Consider the following 17,939-nt stretch of genomic DNA (forward strand, 5'->3'; position numbering starts at 1 on the left):
CCTAGAAGTAGATCACTCTCGGGCACCGGCGTGGTCCCAATCTAGCGGACGTCGGTACTCTCTTGCTCGTGAGTACGCAGCGGCGAGTGGTGATCGCGGAAGACGAGGCACTGATCCGCCTCGACCTCAAGGAGATGCTGGAGGAGGAGGGGTATGCGGTCGTCGCGGAGGCCGGGGACGGGGAGTCCGCGGTCAAGCTGGCGATGGAGCAGCGGCCGGATCTGGTGATCCTGGATGTGAAGATGCCCATCCTGGACGGGATCTCGGCGGCCGAGCAGATCGTGTCGCAGCGGATCGCGCCGTGTCTCATCCTCACGGCCTTCTCGCAGCGCGATCTGGTCGAGCGGGCGAGAGACGCCGGCGCGATGGCGTATCTGGTGAAGCCGTTCACGAAGTCGGACCTGGTCCCGGCGATCGAGATGGCGGTCAGCAGGCACGAGGAGATCGCCGCGCTGGAGCGGGAGGTCGGGACGCTCTCGGAGCGGCTGGAGACGCGCAAGCTGGTGGAGCGGGCCAAGGGCCTGCTGATGGAGCGTCACGGGTGGAGTGAGCCGCAGGCGTTCCGGTGGATCCAGAAGGCCTCGATGGACCGCCGGTTGAGCATGCGGCAGGTGGCGCAGATCGTGGTGGCGGACGGGGCGGAGCCCGAGGTGGAGGCCCCGGAGGCCTGACCGGGGATTTTTCGGGCTCCTTCGGGGGGCCGCGCCCGCCGGGCGCCCGCAGGGCGTGCGCTCCAGAGGGCGCGGCGCGGACCTCCGGGCGGCCGGAGCGATCCCCGTGGAGACCCCGAGGTCGCCAGTGACCACGGCTTTTGCATCTGATAGCCGAAAAGGATCGGTGTTATAACGAAGCGGCAACGGTGGGCCGTCCTGTATCGACCCGTGACATCCGCTAGTTGTACTAACCGACACAACCCCTGGCCACCCGCCAGGGAGGGCATCTGTGAACTCGGTCCCGACGAGGGGCCGGGCGAAAGGAAGGCAACCTTGCGGCCTAAGACTGCACGCCTCGGTGGAGTGCTTGCCGCCGGTGTGGCGCTCACCCTCGGTCTCGCTGCCTGCAGCAGCGGTGGTACGGAGGCCACGCCGGCTGCTGAGGGTGGCTCCAGTGCTGCCGCCCCCAGCACCGTCAAGATCGGCTTCATGGGTGACCTGACCGGTGCCAACGCCGGCATCGTCATTCCCCCCCGGAACGGTGCGAAGCTCGTCATCGACGAGTACAACAAGACCAACCCGGCCGTGAAGATCGAGCTTGTCGAGTACGACAGCCAGGCGGACCCGTCAAAGGCGGTCGCCCTGGCCCAGCAGGCCATCAAGACCGACAAGATCGTCGGTATGATCGGCCCCGCTTTCTCCGGTGAGTCCGCCCAGGTGGCGCCGGTGCTGGAGGAGGCGAAGCTGCCGAGCATCTCGGCCTCCGCCACCAACGCCGCACTGGCGACGAACGGCTGGAAGTTCTGGCACCGCGTGCTGCCCAGCGACAGCGTCCAGGGCCCCGGCATCGGTGACTTCATCGCGACCGGCGTCGGCGCGAAGAACGTCTTCGTCATCGACGACAAGTCCGAGTACGGCAAGCCGCTGGCCGACGCGGTCAAGGCCCAGCTCGAGACCAAGGGCGTCAAGCCGACGACCGACTCGCTCGACCCGGCCGAGAGCGACTTCTCCTCCGTGGTGAACAAGGTCGCGGCGGCCAAGCCCGACGCGATCTTCTTCGGCGGTTACTACGCCGCGGGCGGCAACCTGCTCAAGCAGCTCCGCGACAAGGGCGTGACCGCGAAGTTCCTGTCCGGCGACGGTTCGCTGGACAAGGGCCTGATCGACGGCGCCGGTGCCAAGAACGCCGAGGGCGCCCTGGTCGGCTGCCCCTGCTACATCGCCACCCCGGACGTCACCGACGCCAAGGTGAAGGCCTTCGCCGACGCCTACAAGGCCGCCTACAGCGCCGACCCGGCCATCTACGCGGCCGAGGGCTACGACGCCGCGACGGTCTTCGTCGACGCCGTCAAGGCGGGCCACGTCACCCCCGACAAGATCAACGAGTTCATCGCCACGGTGGACCTCGCGGGCGTCTCGAAGCAGGTCAAGTTCGAGGCCAACGGTGAGGTCGCGGCGAAGGACATCTACATCTATCAGGTCAAGGATGGTGCGATCGGCCTGCTGGGCAAGGCCGCCGAGGCCAAGCTGGGCTAGTCCGGCGCTGAAGGACAGTAGGTAGTCGACGCGCGGGGAGCGGGAACGCCGCGAATGCGTTCCCGCTCCCCTCGTACTTCCAGAGAGTCCACGAGATTCTGCTGGAGGCGGTGTGCTACCCGGACGTGCAGGCGACCCCCGCTAGAAGTGGTAATCCCTAGTGCTCAATGACTTCATCAATCAGTTCTGGCCGGCGACGATCGACGGCCTGGCCTTCGGCTCGATCTACGCCCTGATCGCGCTCGGTTACACCATGGTGTACGGCGTGCTGCGGCTGATCAACTTCGCGCATTCCGAAGTTTTCATGATCGGCACCTTCGGTGCGATGTTCGTACCGTTCGTGTTCGGCATCAACTCGCCCCTCACCGGCATCGCGCTCGTCGGCCTCATCCTGGCGATGATCCTGGCCGGCATGATCGCCTCGGCGGGCACCGCGGTGGCGCTGGAGCGAATCGCCTACCGGCCGCTGCGCAAGCGCGGCGCGTCCCGGCTGGCGGCGCTGATCTCGGCGATCGGCGCCTCGATCTTCCTGCAGGAGCTCTTCGCGCTCCTGGTGATCCCGAACGTCTTCGACCGTCCCGAGCAGGGCAGGATCCAGATGGGTCTGCCCCGCATCATGGAGCGGACCGAGCTTTTCTCGATCTTCGGTCATTCGGTCCGGGTCGACCAGATCTTCGTCATCGTCGCCGCCATCGGCATGATGATCGCGCTGGACGCCCTGGTGAACCGGACGAAGATCGGCCGGGGTATCCGCGCCACCGCGCAGAACCCCGAGGCCGCCGTCCTGATGGGCGTCGACATCAACAGGATCGTCCGGATGACCTTCCTCATCGGCGGCAGCATGGCCGGTGTGGCGGGGGCGCTCTATCTGATCTCGTACGAGAACACGAACTACTACATCGGATTCCTCTTCGGCATCAAGGCGTTCACCGCGGCGGTCCTGGGTGGCATCGGTAACCTGCGCGGCGCCCTGGTCGGCGGAATCACGCTCGGGCTGGTGGAGAACTACGGAGCCATCTTCTTCGGCTCCGACTGGAAGCACGTGATCTCCTTCACCATCCTCGTCTTGGTCCTGATGTTCCGCCCCACCGGCATTCTCGGTGAATCACTCCAGCAGGCGCGCGCATGAACCAGAAGAATCCCCTGGCAGGCTTCCGCAACGGTCTCGGCCGCTTCGGTGACGCCATGCACGATCGCTGGCAGGACACTCCCGGCTGGCAGCGCTGGATCCTCTATGTGGCCCTGATCATCGCGGCGCTGCTGTTGCCGTCGGAGAGCCTCGCCCCCTTCATGTCGCCCTACACCGACTGGGCGAGCATCCTGTTCTTCCCGATCGGGACCTACGTGGTCCTGGCGATCGGCCTGAACGTGGTGGTCGGCCAGGCGGGCCTGCTCGACCTGGGCTTCGTCGCGTTCTACGCGGTCGGCGGCTACGCGATGGCGCTGATCGGCACCAGGCTGGGCTGGAACTTCTGGCTCATCCTGCTGGTCGGCATCGGGATCTGCGCCCTGTCGGGCATCACGCTGGGCGCTCCGACGCTGCGGTTGCGCGGCGACTACCTGGCGATCGTCACGCTGGGCTTCGGTGAGATCATCCGCATCACCGCCCGCAACACCGACGAGATCGGCGGCCCGAACGGCATCCGCGGCATCCCGCACCCGCCGAGCTACGAGGACCTGCACCTGTTCGGGATCAGCATCCCCAACGTGTTCGGGGTCGATCCGTTCAAGTACGGCGTGCTGGACCCGCGACCCTACTACTACCTGCTGGTCGCGCTGGCCGTCATCGTGATCATCCTGGTGAAGCGCTGGGAGAAGAGCCGGGTCGGGCGTGCCTGGGCGGCGATCCGCGAGGACGAGGACGCGGCCGAGGTCATGGGCGTGCCGACGTTCCGCTTCAAGATGCTCGCCTTCGCCATCGGTGCCTCCATCGGTGGCGCGATGGGCGTGCTGTGGGCGGCGAAGGCCATCTCGATCAACCCGAACGACTTCCAGTTCCTGCTGTCGGCGACGATCCTGGCCGCGGTGGTCATGGGCGGCGCGGGCAACCTGCCGGGTGTCATGCTGGGCGCCTTCGTGGTGGCGTGGCTGCCCGAGCGGTTCCGCGGCCTGCAGGAGTACCGCATGCTGATCTTCGGTGCGGTGCTCGTGGCGCTGATGATCTTCCGTCCGGAGGGTCTGCTGCCATCGCGCCAACGCAAGGCGGAGCTGAAAGAGGGGTCAGGCGGGATGGGTACGCTCGGAGCCGAGGTTCCCGGGCCCGAGTCGCACGGTGAGGAGGTGGCTTCCAAGTGAGCGCCGAAGTGAACCCGGCCGACGCGAGTCCGGCAGGGACGAATCCGAAGGCCGTACCGGCGGAGCGCGCGGGTCGCGCCATGCTGGAGCTGAAGAGCCTCGTCATGCGGTTCGGTGGTGTCACGGCACTGCGTGACGTCAACCTGACCATCAACGAGGGAGAGATCTTCGCTCTCATCGGCCCGAACGGCGCCGGAAAGACCACGGTCTTCAACGTGGTCACCGGCGTCTACCAGCCGACCGAGGGCGAGGTCCGCTTCCTGGACGAGAAGATCAGCGGCGTCAAGCGCTTCAAGATCACCAAGCGGGGCATCGCCCGCACGTTCCAGAACATCCGGCTGTTCCACAACATGACGGCCATCGAGAACGTCATGGTGGGCGCGGACGCGCACCACAGGTCGGGCATGGTCAGCGTGGCGCTGGGGCTTCCCTGGCACCGCCGGGCCGAGAAGGACGGGCGCAAGCTCGCGATGGAGCTGCTCGACTTCGTCGGCATCTCGCACCGCGCCAACGAGCACGCCAAGAACCTGCCCTACGGTGACCAGCGTCGCCTGGAGATCGCCCGCGCGCTGGCGACCAACCCGAAGCTGCTGCTGCTGGACGAACCCGCCGCCGGTATGAACCCGGCGGAGAAGGTGGCCCTGCAGCAGCTGATCCGGGACATCCGCGACGCGGGCCGGACGATTCTGATCATCGAGCACGACATGAGCCTCATCATGGGCATCAGTGACCGCATCGCGGTGCTGGACTTCGGCCAGAAGATCGCCGATGGCCTGCCGGACGAGGTGCGGACCGACCCCCGGGTCGTCGAGGCGTATTTGGGAGCTCCCGCCGATGCTTCTTGAGGTCAAGGACATCCGTGTCCACTACGGCAAGATCGAGGCGCTCAAGGGCATCTCGGTCGAGGTGAACGAGGGCGAGATCGTCACGCTCATCGGGGCGAACGGGGCGGGCAAGACCACGACCCTGAAGACGATCTCGGGCCTGCGCGGCCTGTCGTCGGGGAGCATCACCTTCGACGGCAAGGACATCAGCAAGATGCCCGGCCACAAGCGGGTCCTCGCGGGCCTGGGGCAGGCGCCCGAGGGCCGGGGCGTGTTCCCCGGCATGACGGTGCACGACAACCTGCTCATGGGCGCGTACACCCGGTCGGGTGACTTCAGCGCCGACCTGGCCGAGGTCTACGAGTTGTTCCCCCGCCTGGCGGAGCGCAGGACCCAGATGGGCGGCACGATGTCCGGCGGCGAGCAGCAGATGCTCGCCATCGGCCGCGCGCTGATGGCCAAGCCCAAGGTGCTGCTGCTGGACGAGCCGTCGATGGGCCTGGCGCCGCTGCTGGTGCAGCAGATCTTCGAGATCATCGAGGAGATCAACCGCCGCGGCACCACGGTGCTGCTGGTGGAGCAGAACGCCCAGCAGGCGCTGAAGCTGGCCCACCGCGCCTACGTCCTGGAGACCGGGAAGGTGGTCAAGAGCGCGCCCGCGGACGAACTGCTCAACGACCCCGCCGTGCAGGCCGCCTACCTGGGCGGCGGCGCGGAGATCGACCTGGAGGCGGAGGCGACGCAGACCGCGCCCGCTCCGGCGACCCCCGCTCCCGCTCCGCGGGAGGGGCGGGACTCCGCGAAACCGGAAGAGCTGTCCTGACCCGGTGATCCCCTTCCCCACGGGGTCTCCCTGGGTCTCCCCGGGGCCTTCACGGGGCCTTCACGGGCCCGATGGCAGGTGACGGGCCCGCCGCGCGCTCGCGCGGCGGGCCCGTCCACGCCGGTGCGGGGATCTACCGCCCAGACGACGTCGGAAGTCCCGGAGCCGCCCCGAGCGGCGCCGGGCGGCCCCCGGGGCGGAAGCGGCTCAGGGCAGCGGCACCTGCACGCCGTCGGTGCCGCCGGTCACGCCGAGAGGCGGGTCGCCGAACAGCCGGATCGCGGAGACCTTCGCCTCCTTGGGGATGTCGTACCAGAGGTCCAGCTCGATCCTGACCTGGGCGCCGAGCGGGAGCTCGTCGGGCTGCCGTTTGATGGCCTGCGCGAACTTGTCGATCGCGTACGCGGCGCCGTCGGAGGCGATGAGCTTCTGGCGTTTGGCGTCGAAACGGGCGTTGGTGCGGCCGGGGTTCTCCACCAGGATCCGCACGACCACGTACTGCCCCTTGGCCTGCCACTCGGCGTGGCTGCCGAAGAAGCCGCTCAGGCCCTTCTGCAGGCCGACCACCTGGAACCGGGTGTCGCCGTCGGTGACCGGCGCGGACCTGACGGGGATCTCGCCCGGCCGTACCGGGCGCGGCGGGAGCTCGTAGGTCGGGGTGGGCGTGCCCGGGGGAGAGGCGGGAGCGGCCGGCTCAGCTCCGGCGCAGCCGGACAGGAGGGCGGCGGCGAGGGCGGCACCGGTGAGCAGGATCAGGGGACCACGCACATCCGGCAACGTAACCGAGGTAGATCCTGAAGTTCAACGGCTCCCCCCGACGGGGGTCGTCGATCCGGCAAGTGCCGGCGCCCGGATCCGCGTGGGGGCAGGGTATTGAACAGAAAACTCCGGACGCGGTTGTTGTCCGAATTGTGTCGTACTGGTGATCTGCATGATTATGCAGGTGATGAAGCATGACCTGCACTGAGGTATCCATACAAGAAGCGACATTGACCGTAAGGAGGCCTTCGTGGGCCTGAGTTTTGTTTCCCGTCGTGCGATGGCGGTGGGCGCCATGGTCGTCGCCGGTGCGCTCGGCCTTTCGGCCTGCGGCGGTGGTGGCGAGTCCACCTCCGCCAGCCCGAACGATGGTGCCTCGGCAAGCGCCCCCGCGGCCGCGGGCGGTCCCAAGCTCGTCACCCCCGGCAAGCTGACCACCTGCACCAACCTCCCGTACGAGCCCTTCCAGTTCAAGGAGGGCGACAAGGTCGTCGGCTTCGACGTCGACATCGTCGACCTGGCCGCCAAGAAGCTCGGCCTGACGCAGGAGATCGTCGACATCGACTTCGCCGTCATCAAGAGCGGCGCTGCGATGGCCACCAACAAGTGTGACGTCGCCGCCGCCGGCATGACGATCACCGAGGAGCGCAAGGCCAACATCGACTTCTCCGAGCCCTACTTCGACGCCACGCAGGCTCTGCTGGCCAAGAAGGGCGCCGGCGTCAAGACCCTCGACGAGGTGAAGGCGAAGGGCCTCAAGCTCGGCGCCCAGGCCTCCACCACGGGCCTCGACTACGTCAAGGAGAAGGGCCTCGACCCGAAGGAGTTCGCCGACTCTCCCAAGGAGCTGCTCGGCCTGCAGTCCGGCCAGGTCGACGTGATCGTCCAGGACCTCCCGGTCGTCCTGACCTGGCTGAAGAAGCCCGAGATCGCCGACAAGTTCGAGCTGGTCGCCAGCCTCGACACCGGCGAGCAGTACGGCGTCGGCCTGAAGAAGGGCTCCGACCCGATCCTGCTCAAGGCGATCAACGACTCGATCGCCGAGGCCAAGGCCGACGGCACCTACGAGCAGATCTTCGTCAAGTGGTTCGGCAAGAAGCCCGGCGAGCTCGGTTAACCGATGACCGACCACCCGAAGACGGTCGAGCCCACTCCCGGCGGGGGAGCCCCCGCCGGGAGTGGGCTCAGTCCCCGTAAGAGGCAGCAGATCAGCAGGGGCGTCCAGTACCTCGTACTGGGGGCCGTGGTCGCCTTCCTCGCCCTGCGCATCGAGTGGGGCAAGCTCGGGGAGAACTTCACCAGGCCCGACATCGCCGAGAAGACGCTTCCCGACCTGTTCACGATCGCGCTGAAGAACACGATCATCTACTCGGTCGGCGGTTTCGTCTTCGCCTTCCTGCTCGGTCTGCTGTTCGCGCTGATGCGGCTGTCGTCGGTGCGGCCCTACCGGTGGATCGCGGTCGCCTACATCGAGATCTTCCGGGGCCTGCCCGCCCTGCTGGTCTTCCTGCTCATCCTGTTCCTGCCGCTGGCCATCACCGGCTTCGAGGTGCCCGGCGGCACGTACGGCCAGGGCATCCTGGGCCTGACGATCGTCGGCTCGGCCTACATGGCCGAGACGCTCCGCGCCGGACTCCAGGCGGTGCCCAAGGGACAGATGGAGGCGGCGCGCTCGCTGGGCATGTCGTACTCGCGGGCCATGGTCAGCATCGTCATCCCGCAGGCCGTGCGCATCGTCATCCCGCCGACGACCAACCAGTTCGTGTCCCTTCTCAAGGACTCCTCGCTGGTGCTGTTCCTCGGCGTCTCCGGCGACTACGTCGAGCTCACCAAGTTCGGCAACGACACGGCCTCGACCTATGCCAACGCCACGCCCATCCTGGTCGTAGGTGTGACGTATCTACTGGTCACCATCCCGCTGGGTTACCTCGCGTCCCGGCTGGAGAGGCGACAGGCGAGGGGACGGTGACAGTGACTCCGACGACTTCGGAAGCGACCCCGGCGACCCCGGTGAACCACGCGGTCGAGATCCGTGACCTGCACAAGTACTTCGGGAAGAACGAGGTCCTGCGGGGCATCGACTTCGCCGTCGAGCCCGGCCAGGTGGTCTGCGTCATCGGCCCCTCGGGGTCGGGCAAGTCCACGCTGCTGCGCTGCGTGAACCTGCTGGAGCAGCCCACGTCGGGCAAGGTCGTCGTCAACGGCGTGGAGCTGACCCACCGCGACGTCGACATCGACGCCGCCCGCCGCGGTGTCGGGATGGTCTTCCAGCAGTTCAACCTGTTCCCGCACATGACCGTCCTGCAGAACGTGATGATCTCGCAGCGCCGGGTGCTGAAGCGGAATAAGGCGGAGGCCGAGCGGATCGCCAGGGAGAACCTGGAGAAGGTCGGCATTGGGGAGAAGTGCGACGCCTTCCCCGCCCAGCTCTCCGGCGGGCAGCAGCAGCGCGTGGCCATCGCCAGGGCACTGGCGATGAGCCCGGCGCTGATGCTCTTCGACGAGCCCACCTCGGCGCTCGACCCCGAGCTCGTCGGAGACGTGCTCACGGTCATGCGCAAGCTCGCCGAGGAGGGGATGACCATGCTCGTGGTCACCCACGAGATGGCGTTCGCCCGCGACGTGGCCGACCGGGTCGTGTTCATGGACGGCGGCGTGATCGTGGAGGACGGCAGCCCGGAGCAGGTGATCAGCGCTCCGCAGCACGAGCGCACCAAGACCTTCCTGCGCCGCGTGCTCGACCCGACGCACACCGACATCTGAGCTTCGCCGTGCACGGCCCGCGCCCGCCCGGCGCGGGCCGTACGCGTGCCGGGGGCAGGCGTGTCGCGGAGGGCGGGACGCGTGCCGGGGTACGGGGTGCCGAGAGGCGGGGTGGGTGCGCGGCGAGGGTCCGGGCGGAGCGGGACGCGTGCCGGGCGGGTGCGCGGAGGTCCGCGCGAGGGGCGGGACGCGGAAAGGCCGATGGGAACGACGCGCAAAGGCCGGTGGGAACGGTGAGGGGCGGGAACGGATCCCGGCCGGACCGCGGGTCCCGCGGGCCCGGCGAGACGTGGCGAGCCCGGGGGAGGCCTTTGGCGCCATACGGAGCTTCCCCGACCCCGTACGTTTTCTACTCGGCCTCCCCGCGGGCATCGCCGTCACCCACCGTAGCGGACTCGTTGCTCCAGGTGGGCAAAAAGGCGGTCCGAATATGATCGAGGACGAGATGTGATCAGACGATCGGCAGGCGTGACCAGGCGTGACCGGGGGCGCTCGGCGTGATCAGGCGTCGCGCAGCATGCACGTGAGACGCGAGGTGCACACCCGGCGGCCCTGCTCGTCGACGATCTCGATGTCGTAGGTGGCGAGCGTACGGCCGCCGTGGATCCGGGTGGCCACCCCGGTGACCAGCCCGGACGTGGCCGAGCGGTGGTGGGTGGCGTTGATCTCGACGCCCATGGCGATCCGCCCGGGGCCCGCGTGGATCGCCGCGCCCGTCGAGCCCAGGGTCTCCGCCAGCACGCACGAGGCGCCGCCGTGCAGCAGGCCGTACGGCTGGATGTTGCCCTCGACCGGCATCGTGCCGACCACCCGTTCGGCGGTGGCCTCGGTGATCTCGATGCCCATCCGGTCCACCAGCGTGTTCCTGTGCGATGCGCCGAGCGCCTCTTCGATGCGCCGGGCGGCTTCGTCGCGGTCTGTCACGGTCAAGGGGGCGTCTCCTGTAGTACGAGGTCAGGTTTTCTGTCGCACCAGGAGACTAGGCTTTCGGTGTGCCGAAGAGCGAAGCGACCCCCACTCGTCCGTGTCTCCTGCTGCTGGATGGGCATTCACTGGCCTATCGGGCGTTCTATGCCCTGCCGGAGGAGAATTTCTCCACCACCACGGGCCAGACGACCAACGCGGTCTACGGTTTCACCTCGATGCTGGTCAACGTGCTCCGCGACGAGCGGCCGACCCACGTGGCGGTCTGCTTCGACCGCTCCGAGCCGACGTTCCGCCACGAGGAGTACGCCGACTACAAGGCGAACCGGAGCGCGAGCCCCGACAGTTTCCGCAGCCAGATGAGCCTGATCCACGAGGTGCTCGACGCGTTGCGCGTGCCGCACCTGTCGCTGGCCGGATACGAGGCCGACGACCTGATCGCCACCCTCGCCACCCGCGCCGCCGAGCAGGACATGAACGTGCTGGTCGTCACCGGCGACCGCGACGCGCTGCAGCTCGTCGACGACCGGGTCACCGTGCTGATGACCCGGGTCGGCATCAGCAACATGACCCGGTTCACCCCCGAGGCCGTGCTGGAGAAGTACGAGCTCACCCCGGCCCAGTATCCCGACTTCGCGGCCATCCGCGGCGACTCCAGCGACAACCTGAAGAACATCCCCGGCGTGGGCGAGAAGACCGCCGCAAAGTGGATCCGCGAGTTCGGCTCGCTGGAGGAGCTGGTCAACCGCGTCGACGAGGTCAAGGGCAAGGTCGGCGACAAGCTCCGCGACCACCTCGACCAGGTGCTGATGAACCGGCGGCTCACCCAGCTGATCCGCGACGTGCCGCTGGAGCGCGAGGTCACCGCCCTGCAGATCGGCGCGCCCGACCGCGAGGAGATCGACAAGATCCTCGACACGCTGGAGTTCCGCGGCGAGATCCGTGACCGGCTGTTCAAGACGATCGGCTCGGCCGAGACGGAGGCGGAGGAGGGCTTCGACGTCGAGGTCGTCACCCTGGGCCCCGACGAGGTGGGCCCCTGGCTGCGCGCGCTGCCCGAGGGCCGGGCGGGCCTGGCCTTCAAGGGCGCGTACGGCAGCGGCACCGGCCGCGTCGACAGCATCGCCGTCGCGGCGGCCGGGGCGGGAGCCGGCGCGGGGGCGGGGCGGGCGGCGAAGGGCGGGCCCGGCGCCGCGTTCATCGACCCGACCACGCTCACCGAGGCCGACGAGGCGGCCCTGCGCGAGTGGCTGGCCGACGCCTCGAAGCCCAAGGCCGTGCACGACGCCAAGGGCCCGATGCTCGCGCTGTGGGCGCAGGGCATGGAGCTGCGCGGCCTCACCTGCGACACCGCGCTCGCCGCCTACCTCGCGATGCCGGGGCAGCGCTCGTTCCCGCTGGAGGACCTCGTACGGGTCTACCTGAGGCGCGAGCTGCGCAGCGAGGCCGACAACGGCGGCCAGGCCAGCCTCTTCGACGACCAGGACGCCGACGGCGCCCGCGACCTCGCCCTGCGGGCGCTGGCGGTCGGCGAGCTCGCCGACGCTCTGGAGGCGTTCCTGGAGCCGCTGGGCGGCACCCACCTCATGCGCGACGTGGAGCTGCCGCTCGTCACCGTGCTGGCCGAGCTGGAGCGGGCCGGCATCGCCGCCGACCGGGAGCACCTCAGCGGCCTGGAGGCCGAGTTCGGCGCCGCGGTCAAGCAGGCCGTCGAGGCGGCGCACGCCTCCGTGGGCGGCGAGCAGTTCAACCTGGGCTCGCCCAAGCAGCTCCAGGAGATCCTGTTCACCAGGCTCAACCTGCCCAAGACGAAGAAGACCAAGACGGGCTACACCACCGACGCCTCCGCGCTGGCCTGGCTCGCCGCCCAGACCGAGCACGAGCTGCCGACGATCATGTTGCGCCACCGCGACCAGGCCAAGCTGAAGGTCACGGTCGAGGGCCTGATCAAGGAGATCGCCGACGACGGCCGCATCCACACCACGTTCAACCAGATCGTGGCGGTCACCGGGCGGCTCAGCTCGGAGAAGCCCAACCTGCAGAACATCCCGATCCGCACCGCCGAGGGCCGCCGCATCCGGCAGGGCTTCGTGGTCGGCAAGGGCTTCGAGACCCTGCTGACCGCCGACTACAGCCAGATCGAGCTGCGCGTCATGGCCCACCTGTCCGGGGACGAGGCGCTGATCGCCTCCTTCGAGTCCGGGCACGACTTCCACATGGCCACCGCGGCCCGGGTCTTCGACGTCGAGCCGGAGAAGGTCACCGGGGAGATGCGGGCCAAGATCAAGGCGATGAACTACGGCCTCGCCTACGGATTGTCCGACTTCGGGCTGTCGGAGCAGCTCAACATCGCGGTCTCCGAGGCGCGGGCGCTCAAGGAGGAGTACTTCGAGGAGTTCGGCGGCGTCCGCGACTTCCTCAACGCGATCGTCGCGCAGGCCAGGAACGACGGCTACACCGAGACCATCCTCGGCCGCCGCCGCTACCTGCCCGACCTCAACAGCGACAACCGCCAGCGCCGCGAGATCGCCGAGCGGATGGCGCTCAACGCGCCCATCCAGGGGTCCGCGGCCGACATCATCAAGGTCGCCATGCTCAACGTGCAGAGCGCGCTGAAGGAGGCCTCGCTCGGCTCCCGGATGCTGCTGCAGGTCCACGACGAGCTCGTGTTCGAGGTGGCGCCCGGCGAGCTGGAGACCCTGCGGGAGCTGGTCACCGACCGGATGAACGCCGCGTACTCCCTGCGCGTCCCGCTGGCCGTCTCGGTGGGCGTCGGCCGCACCTGGGAGGACGCCGGGCACTGACGATCCCTTCCAGGAGGGGTTCCCGGGAGGGCCGCGACCGGTTCCGGGATGTCGGACTTCGTTGATTGGCCGGGCCTGTCCGAGTCTGTTCTAGGCTGGTGATCCAAGCCGAGAAGCTCGACGGGCGCGGGAGTTCTGTGCGGAGTCCAATCCCCCTGACGAAGATCATTTTACTGGCCAACGTGCTGGTCGTCGTGGTGGCGGTGGTGGTGCTCCTGGTGCTCCCGCCGCCCTCCGCGCCACCCGGCGCCGCCCGGCCGGGCGCGGCGAGCAGCCCGTCGCCGCCGCCGTCCGCGCCCCCCTCTCCGGCGCCCGACCTGCCCTCGGCCGAGCTGCCGCCGCCGATCACCGCCTCGGAGGAGTTCGCCCGGCAGGTGAAGGCCAACGAGGCCGGAGCGGTCCCGATCCTGATGTACCACCGGATCACCCGTAAGAGGCTGGCCTCCATCGACCGCACCCCCGCCCAGGTGCGCAAGGAGCTGGAGCGGCTCGCCAGGGACGGCTACGTGCCGGTCACCGCGCGGGAGTTCGCCCTCGGGAGGATGGACGTCCCGGCGGGCAAGCACCCGGTCGTGCTGACCTTCGACGACGGCCACCCCAGCCACTTCGCCCTCAACGCGGACGGCACCCCGGCCAAGGACACCGCGGTCGGCATCATCTACCAGGTGGCGGCGAAGTATCCCGGGTTCCGGCCCGTCGCCACCTTCTGGGTGAATCGGGACCCGTTCGGCCTGCGCGAGCGGAAGGACCAGGAGCGGGCCGTGCAGTGGCTGGCCTCGCGGGGCTTCGAGGTGGCCAACCACACCTGGGGCCACCCCCACCTGCCGAGCCTGTCCAAGAAGAAGGTCGCCGAGCAGCTCGTCAAGGTCGAGCGGCTGCTGAAGAGGCTCGGCGTTCCTCCCTCGGAGACGCTGGCGCTGCCGTTCGGCGCCATGCCCCGTAAAAGATCTACCGTGCAGAAGGGGAAATGGGGCGGAGTGTCCTACCGGTTCAAGGGCGTCTTCCTCGCCGGTGCCGAACCGTCGGTCTCGCCGTTCGTCAAGGACTACGACTGGCGCGCGATCCAGCGGATCCAGAGCAACGGCAGGAAGGGGGAGTGCCGCAAGTGGTGTTCCGAGTACTGGCTCGGATGGCTGGACAAGCATCCCCGTGAGCGCTATACGGCCGACGGCGACCCCGATCGGATCTCCATCCCTCGCGGGCTTCGAGGTAATATCAGGGCGGACCGGAGGCAGAAGATCAACGCCTATTAAGCGAGATCGTTATCCTTTCGGCACGCGGGCGCGTAGAGTCGTTGGATTGACCATACCCGTCTGGTCTCATATGCTGATCGCTGCGTTGTGGGCTCGCGCGCGTCTCGGACGGAGTGGGCTCGCGCTCGATCACGCCGATGAATTCTTCGGCTGACGGTAAGAGGCCTGCCGCGCGTTCGCCACATCGACATCTGTCCGCGTTCGGAGCAACTCCACACATGACGAGCAGCACTGAGGCCACCTCGAGCACCCCGCAGGTAGCGGTCAACGACATCGGCTCCGAGGAAGAGTTCCTCGCAGCGATCGACCTGACCATCAAGTACTTCAACGACGGCGACATCGTCGAGGGCACCGTCGTCAAGGTCGATCGAGACGAAGTTTTGCTCGACATCGGCTACAAGACCGAGGGTGTCATCCCCTCGCGCGAGCTCTCGATCAAGCACGATGTCGACCCGGCGGATGTCGTCGAGGTTGGCGAGCACGTCGAGGCCCTCGTCCTCCAGAAGGAGGACAAGGAAGGCCGCCTGATCCTGTCCAAGAAGCGCGCTCAGTACGAGCGGGCCTGGGGCACGATCGAGAAGATCAAGGACGAGGACGGCATCGTCACCGGCACGGTCATCGAGGTCGTCAAGGGTGGACTCATCCTCGACATCGGCCTGCGCGGCTTCCTGCCGGCGTCCCTGGTCGAGATGCGGCGCGTCCGCGACCTCCAGCCGTACGTGGGCCGCGAGCTCGAAGCGAAGATCATCGAGCTCGACAAGAACCGCAACAACGTGGTTCTGTCCCGCCGCGCCTGGCTCGAGCAGACCCAGTCCGAGGTTCGCCAGACGTTCCTCAACACCCTGCAGAAGGGTCAGGTCCGCAAGGGCGTCGTCTCCTCGATCGTCAACTTCGGTGCGTTCGTCGACCTCGGCGGCGTCGACGGTCTGGTCCACGTCTCCGAGCTCTCCTGGAAGCACATCGACCACCCCTCCGAGGTCGTCGAGGTCGGCCAGGAGGTCACCGTCGAGGTGCTCGACGTCGACATGGAGCGCGAGCGCGTCTCCCTGTCGCTCAAGGCGACGCAGGAAGACCCCTGGCAGCAGTTCGCCCGCACCCACCAGATCGGTCAGGTCGTCCCGGGCCGCGTCACCAAGCTGGTGCCGTTCGGTGCGTTCGTCCGCGTCGAGGAGGGCATCGAGGGCCTGGTCCACATCTCCGAGCTGGCCGAGCGCCACGTCGAGATCCCCGAGCAGGTCGTTCAGGTCGGCGACGAGATCTTCGTGAAGATCATCGACATCGACCTCGAGCGCCGCCGGATCTCGCTGTCGCTCAAGCAGGCGAACGAGGGTGCGATCGGCGCCGACGTCGAGTTCGACCCCACGCTGTACGGCATGGCGGCGACCTACGACGACTCGGGCAACTACATCTACCCCGAGGGCTTCGACTCCGAGACCGGCGAGTGGCTCGAAGGCTTCGACAAGCAGCGCGAGGAGTGGGAGCGGCAGTACGCCGAGGCTCAGACCCGCTTCGAGGCTCACAAGAAGCAGGTCGAGGAGGCCCGCAAGGCCGAGGCCGAGGCGGGCGAGGCCGCCCCCACGTCCTACTCCGGCGAGACCCCGTCCTCGGGTTCCACCGGCGCCTCCAGCAGCAGCAGCGGCTCCTCCGCTCCGGCGGCGGGCGCGCTGGCCTCCGACGAGGCTCTCGCGGCTCTGCGCGAGAAGCTCGCGGGCGGCCAGAACTGACGGTGCCGACGGCGCCGGGCTGACAACGCGGTAGAAGATCGAAGGAAGGGCCCCGCTCCGGCGGGGCCCTTTCCGCGTTCCCGGGACACTCCTCCATGGAATCCGGGCCCGGAGTCCATGAAGTTCGCGGGAGCGCTGGGACGGCTCCCGGACGGAATCCGCGGGAGCCGTCCCAGCGGTCCCGGGATGGAATCCGTAGGCCCTCTGAGACGGCTCCCCGTGGGACCGCTCCGCCCCCGGCCTCCCGCCCGGCCGCTAGGGTGACGCCGTGATCGTGATCGAGGTGGCGGAGCCCGAGGACGCGGGCGAGATCCTGACCGTGCAACGCGCCGCCTACGTGGGCGAGGCCCAGCTCTACGGCGACCCGTTCATCCCGCCGCTCGTGGAGTCGGCCGCCCAGGTCCGCAAGGCCGTCGAGACGGCCACCGTGCTCGTCGCCCGCGACGGGGCGAGGATCGTGGGATCGGTCCGCGGCCGGATGTCCGGCACGACCTGCCTGGTCGGCCGCCTGGTGGTCGCCCCCGACCGGCAGGGCGAGGGCATCGGCGGATCCCTGCTGGCGGCCCTGCACGACGAGGCCGCCACGGCACTCGCCTTCGACCTGTTCACCGGCCACCTGTCGGAGGGCAACCTGCGCCTCTACCGCCGCCACGGCTACCGAGAGACCCGCAGGGAGCCGATGAGCGACCACCTCACCCTGGTGCACCTGCGCAGGGAGCTGTAGGAGCCTCAGGCGCGTTCCCGCACGTCGTTCGGTGCCGAGTGAAGGCCGCGGCCCGAGGGGCGGCAGCGTGGCCTCCGGCGCCGCGAGGGCGGCTTCTACCGGCCTGCCGGAGTGCGCCGCCTGGCCGAGCCCGGCGCCGACCGCCCCGGAGCACGGCCCGTACGGCGTATGCTGCGGATCATGTTGAAGGTGGGGCTTACCGGCGGCATCGGGTCGGGCAAGAGCGAGGTCTCCCGTCGGCTGGGCGCCCGTGGCGCCGTGGTCATCGACGCCGACAAGATCGCCAGAGAGGTGGTCGAGCCGGGAACCCCCGGGCTGGCGCGCGTGACCGGCGTCTTCGGCACGGGTGTCCTGCACGAGGACGGTTCGCTCAACCGGGAGAAACTCGGCTCGATCGTCTTCGCCGACTCCGAGAAACTCGCCTCCCTCAACGCCATCGTCCACCCCCTCGTCGGCGCGAGGGTCGGCGAGCTGCAGGAGCAGGCGCCTCCCGGCAGCATCGTGATCTACGACGTGCCGCTGCTGGCGGAGAACAAGCTCGCCCCCATGTACGAGGTGGTGATCGTCGTCGACGCCTCCGACGAGGTGCGCCTCGCCCGGCTGATCGAGCTGCGCGGCATGAGCGAGCAGGACGCCAGGGCCAGGCTCGCCGCCCAGGCGACCCGCGAGGAGCGGCTGGAGATCGCCGACATCGTCGTCCCCAATGAGGGGACCCTGGAGGATTTGGAGGCCCGGATGGACGGCATCTGGGCCGACCTGACGGCCCGCGCCGGCGTCTGAGCGGGACGGCGTTCAGGGGCTCGGCGTGCGCACTGTTCGTCGCAGCGATCCTGCTGGAGCCGCCGATCCAGTTAGCC

16 protein-coding genes are annotated in these 17,939 nt (G+C 68.6%); 14 read left to right on the forward strand and 2 right to left on the reverse strand.

The window, feature by feature from the left end; all coding sequences use genetic code 11:
* The first annotated feature begins 68 nt into the window (after window positions 1-68).
* The 6 genes from AB0G15_RS04705 to AB0G15_RS04730 all read left to right on the forward strand — a co-directional run bounded on the left by AB0G15_RS04705 (window position 69) and on the right by AB0G15_RS04730 (window position 6,131).
* The gene (locus AB0G15_RS04705) at window positions 69-671 is read left to right on the forward strand and encodes a response regulator (RefSeq protein WP_362676157.1); all 603 of its coding nucleotides are present in this window, start codon (window positions 69-71) and stop codon (window positions 669-671) included.
* Window positions 672-1,031: 360 nt separating this feature from the next.
* Window positions 1,032-2,189, forward strand: a complete 1,158-nt coding sequence (locus AB0G15_RS04710; protein WP_362835922.1) for a branched-chain amino acid ABC transporter substrate-binding protein — start codon at window positions 1,032-1,034, stop codon at window positions 2,187-2,189.
* Window positions 2,190-2,349: 160 nt separating this feature from the next.
* A complete protein-coding gene (locus AB0G15_RS04715) occupies window positions 2,350-3,318 on the forward strand; it encodes a branched-chain amino acid ABC transporter permease (protein ID WP_362835349.1) in 969 nt (322 codons plus the stop codon).
* Complete coding sequence (locus AB0G15_RS04720; protein WP_362835351.1) at window positions 3,315-4,484, forward strand: branched-chain amino acid ABC transporter permease; 1,170 nt, start codon at window positions 3,315-3,317, stop codon at window positions 4,482-4,484. The genes AB0G15_RS04715 and AB0G15_RS04720 overlap by 4 nt, the downstream gene beginning before the upstream one ends.
* 80 nt (window positions 4,485-4,564) lie before the next feature.
* Window positions 4,565-5,329, forward strand: coding sequence for an ABC transporter ATP-binding protein (locus AB0G15_RS04725; protein ID WP_362835924.1), 765 nt, complete (start codon window positions 4,565-4,567; stop codon window positions 5,327-5,329).
* Entirely contained in the window at window positions 5,319-6,131 is an 813-nt protein-coding gene (locus AB0G15_RS04730) for an ABC transporter ATP-binding protein (RefSeq protein WP_362835353.1), read from the forward strand. The genes AB0G15_RS04725 and AB0G15_RS04730 overlap by 11 nt, the downstream gene beginning before the upstream one ends.
* A gap of 207 nt (window positions 6,132-6,338) precedes the next feature.
* Here the strand turns inward: AB0G15_RS04730 and AB0G15_RS04735 are convergent, their stop codons facing one another.
* Entirely contained in the window at window positions 6,339-6,899 is a 561-nt protein-coding gene (locus AB0G15_RS04735) for a DUF4352 domain-containing protein (protein WP_362835355.1), read from the reverse strand.
* A 241-nt stretch (window positions 6,900-7,140) separates the two neighbouring features.
* Between AB0G15_RS04735 and AB0G15_RS04740 the strand changes: the two genes are divergently transcribed.
* The 3 genes from AB0G15_RS04740 to AB0G15_RS04750 are packed head-to-tail and all read left to right on the forward strand — an operon-like array spanning window position 7,141 to window position 9,653.
* Window positions 7,141-8,007 carry an ABC transporter substrate-binding protein gene (locus AB0G15_RS04740; RefSeq protein ID WP_362835357.1) on the forward strand — a complete coding sequence of 289 codons (867 nt, stop codon included), beginning with the start codon at window positions 7,141-7,143 and terminating at the stop codon, window positions 8,005-8,007.
* 3 nt (window positions 8,008-8,010) lie between these two features.
* Entirely contained in the window at window positions 8,011-8,859 is an 849-nt protein-coding gene (locus tag AB0G15_RS04745) for an amino acid ABC transporter permease (RefSeq protein WP_362835359.1), read from the forward strand.
* A 41-nt stretch (window positions 8,860-8,900) separates the two neighbouring features.
* Window positions 8,901-9,653: an amino acid ABC transporter ATP-binding protein gene (locus AB0G15_RS04750; protein ID WP_362835926.1), complete on the forward strand. Its 753-nt coding sequence runs from the start codon at window positions 8,901-8,903 to the stop codon at window positions 9,651-9,653.
* Window positions 9,654-10,154: 501 nt separating this feature from the next.
* Here the strand turns inward: AB0G15_RS04750 and AB0G15_RS04755 are convergent.
* Complete coding sequence (locus tag AB0G15_RS04755) at window positions 10,155-10,499, reverse strand: hotdog fold thioesterase (RefSeq protein WP_362677893.1); 345 nt, start codon at window positions 10,497-10,499, stop codon at window positions 10,155-10,157.
* Window positions 10,500-10,645: 146 nt separating this feature from the next.
* On the opposite strand from AB0G15_RS04755, the gene polA reads away from it, so the two are divergent.
* From polA to coaE, 5 genes are all read left to right on the forward strand, one after another.
* Complete coding sequence (gene polA, locus AB0G15_RS04760; RefSeq protein WP_362835361.1) at window positions 10,646-13,381, forward strand: DNA polymerase I; 2,736 nt, start codon at window positions 10,646-10,648, stop codon at window positions 13,379-13,381.
* 137 nt (window positions 13,382-13,518) lie between these two features.
* Complete coding sequence (locus AB0G15_RS04765; RefSeq protein ID WP_362835363.1) at window positions 13,519-14,634, forward strand: polysaccharide deacetylase family protein; 1,116 nt, start codon at window positions 13,519-13,521, stop codon at window positions 14,632-14,634.
* A 218-nt stretch (window positions 14,635-14,852) separates the two neighbouring features.
* The gene (gene rpsA / locus AB0G15_RS04770) at window positions 14,853-16,358 is read left to right on the forward strand and encodes a 30S ribosomal protein S1 (RefSeq protein WP_362835365.1); all 1,506 of its coding nucleotides are present in this window, start codon (window positions 14,853-14,855) and stop codon (window positions 16,356-16,358) included.
* Between the two features lie 268 nt (window positions 16,359-16,626).
* On the forward strand, window positions 16,627-17,082 hold the full coding sequence (locus AB0G15_RS04775) for a GNAT family N-acetyltransferase (RefSeq protein WP_362676138.1): 456 nt from the start codon (window positions 16,627-16,629) through the stop codon (window positions 17,080-17,082).
* 180 nt (window positions 17,083-17,262) lie between these two features.
* Window positions 17,263-17,862 (forward strand): dephospho-CoA kinase, encoded by a 600-nt coding sequence (gene coaE / locus AB0G15_RS04780; RefSeq protein ID WP_362835367.1) that lies wholly within the window; start codon window positions 17,263-17,265, stop codon window positions 17,860-17,862.
* Window positions 17,863-17,939: the final 77 nt, after the last annotated feature.

Source organism: Streptosporangium sp. NPDC023825, from assembly GCF_040639575.1.
Classification (GTDB): domain Bacteria; phylum Actinomycetota; class Actinomycetes; order Streptosporangiales; family Streptosporangiaceae; genus Streptosporangium.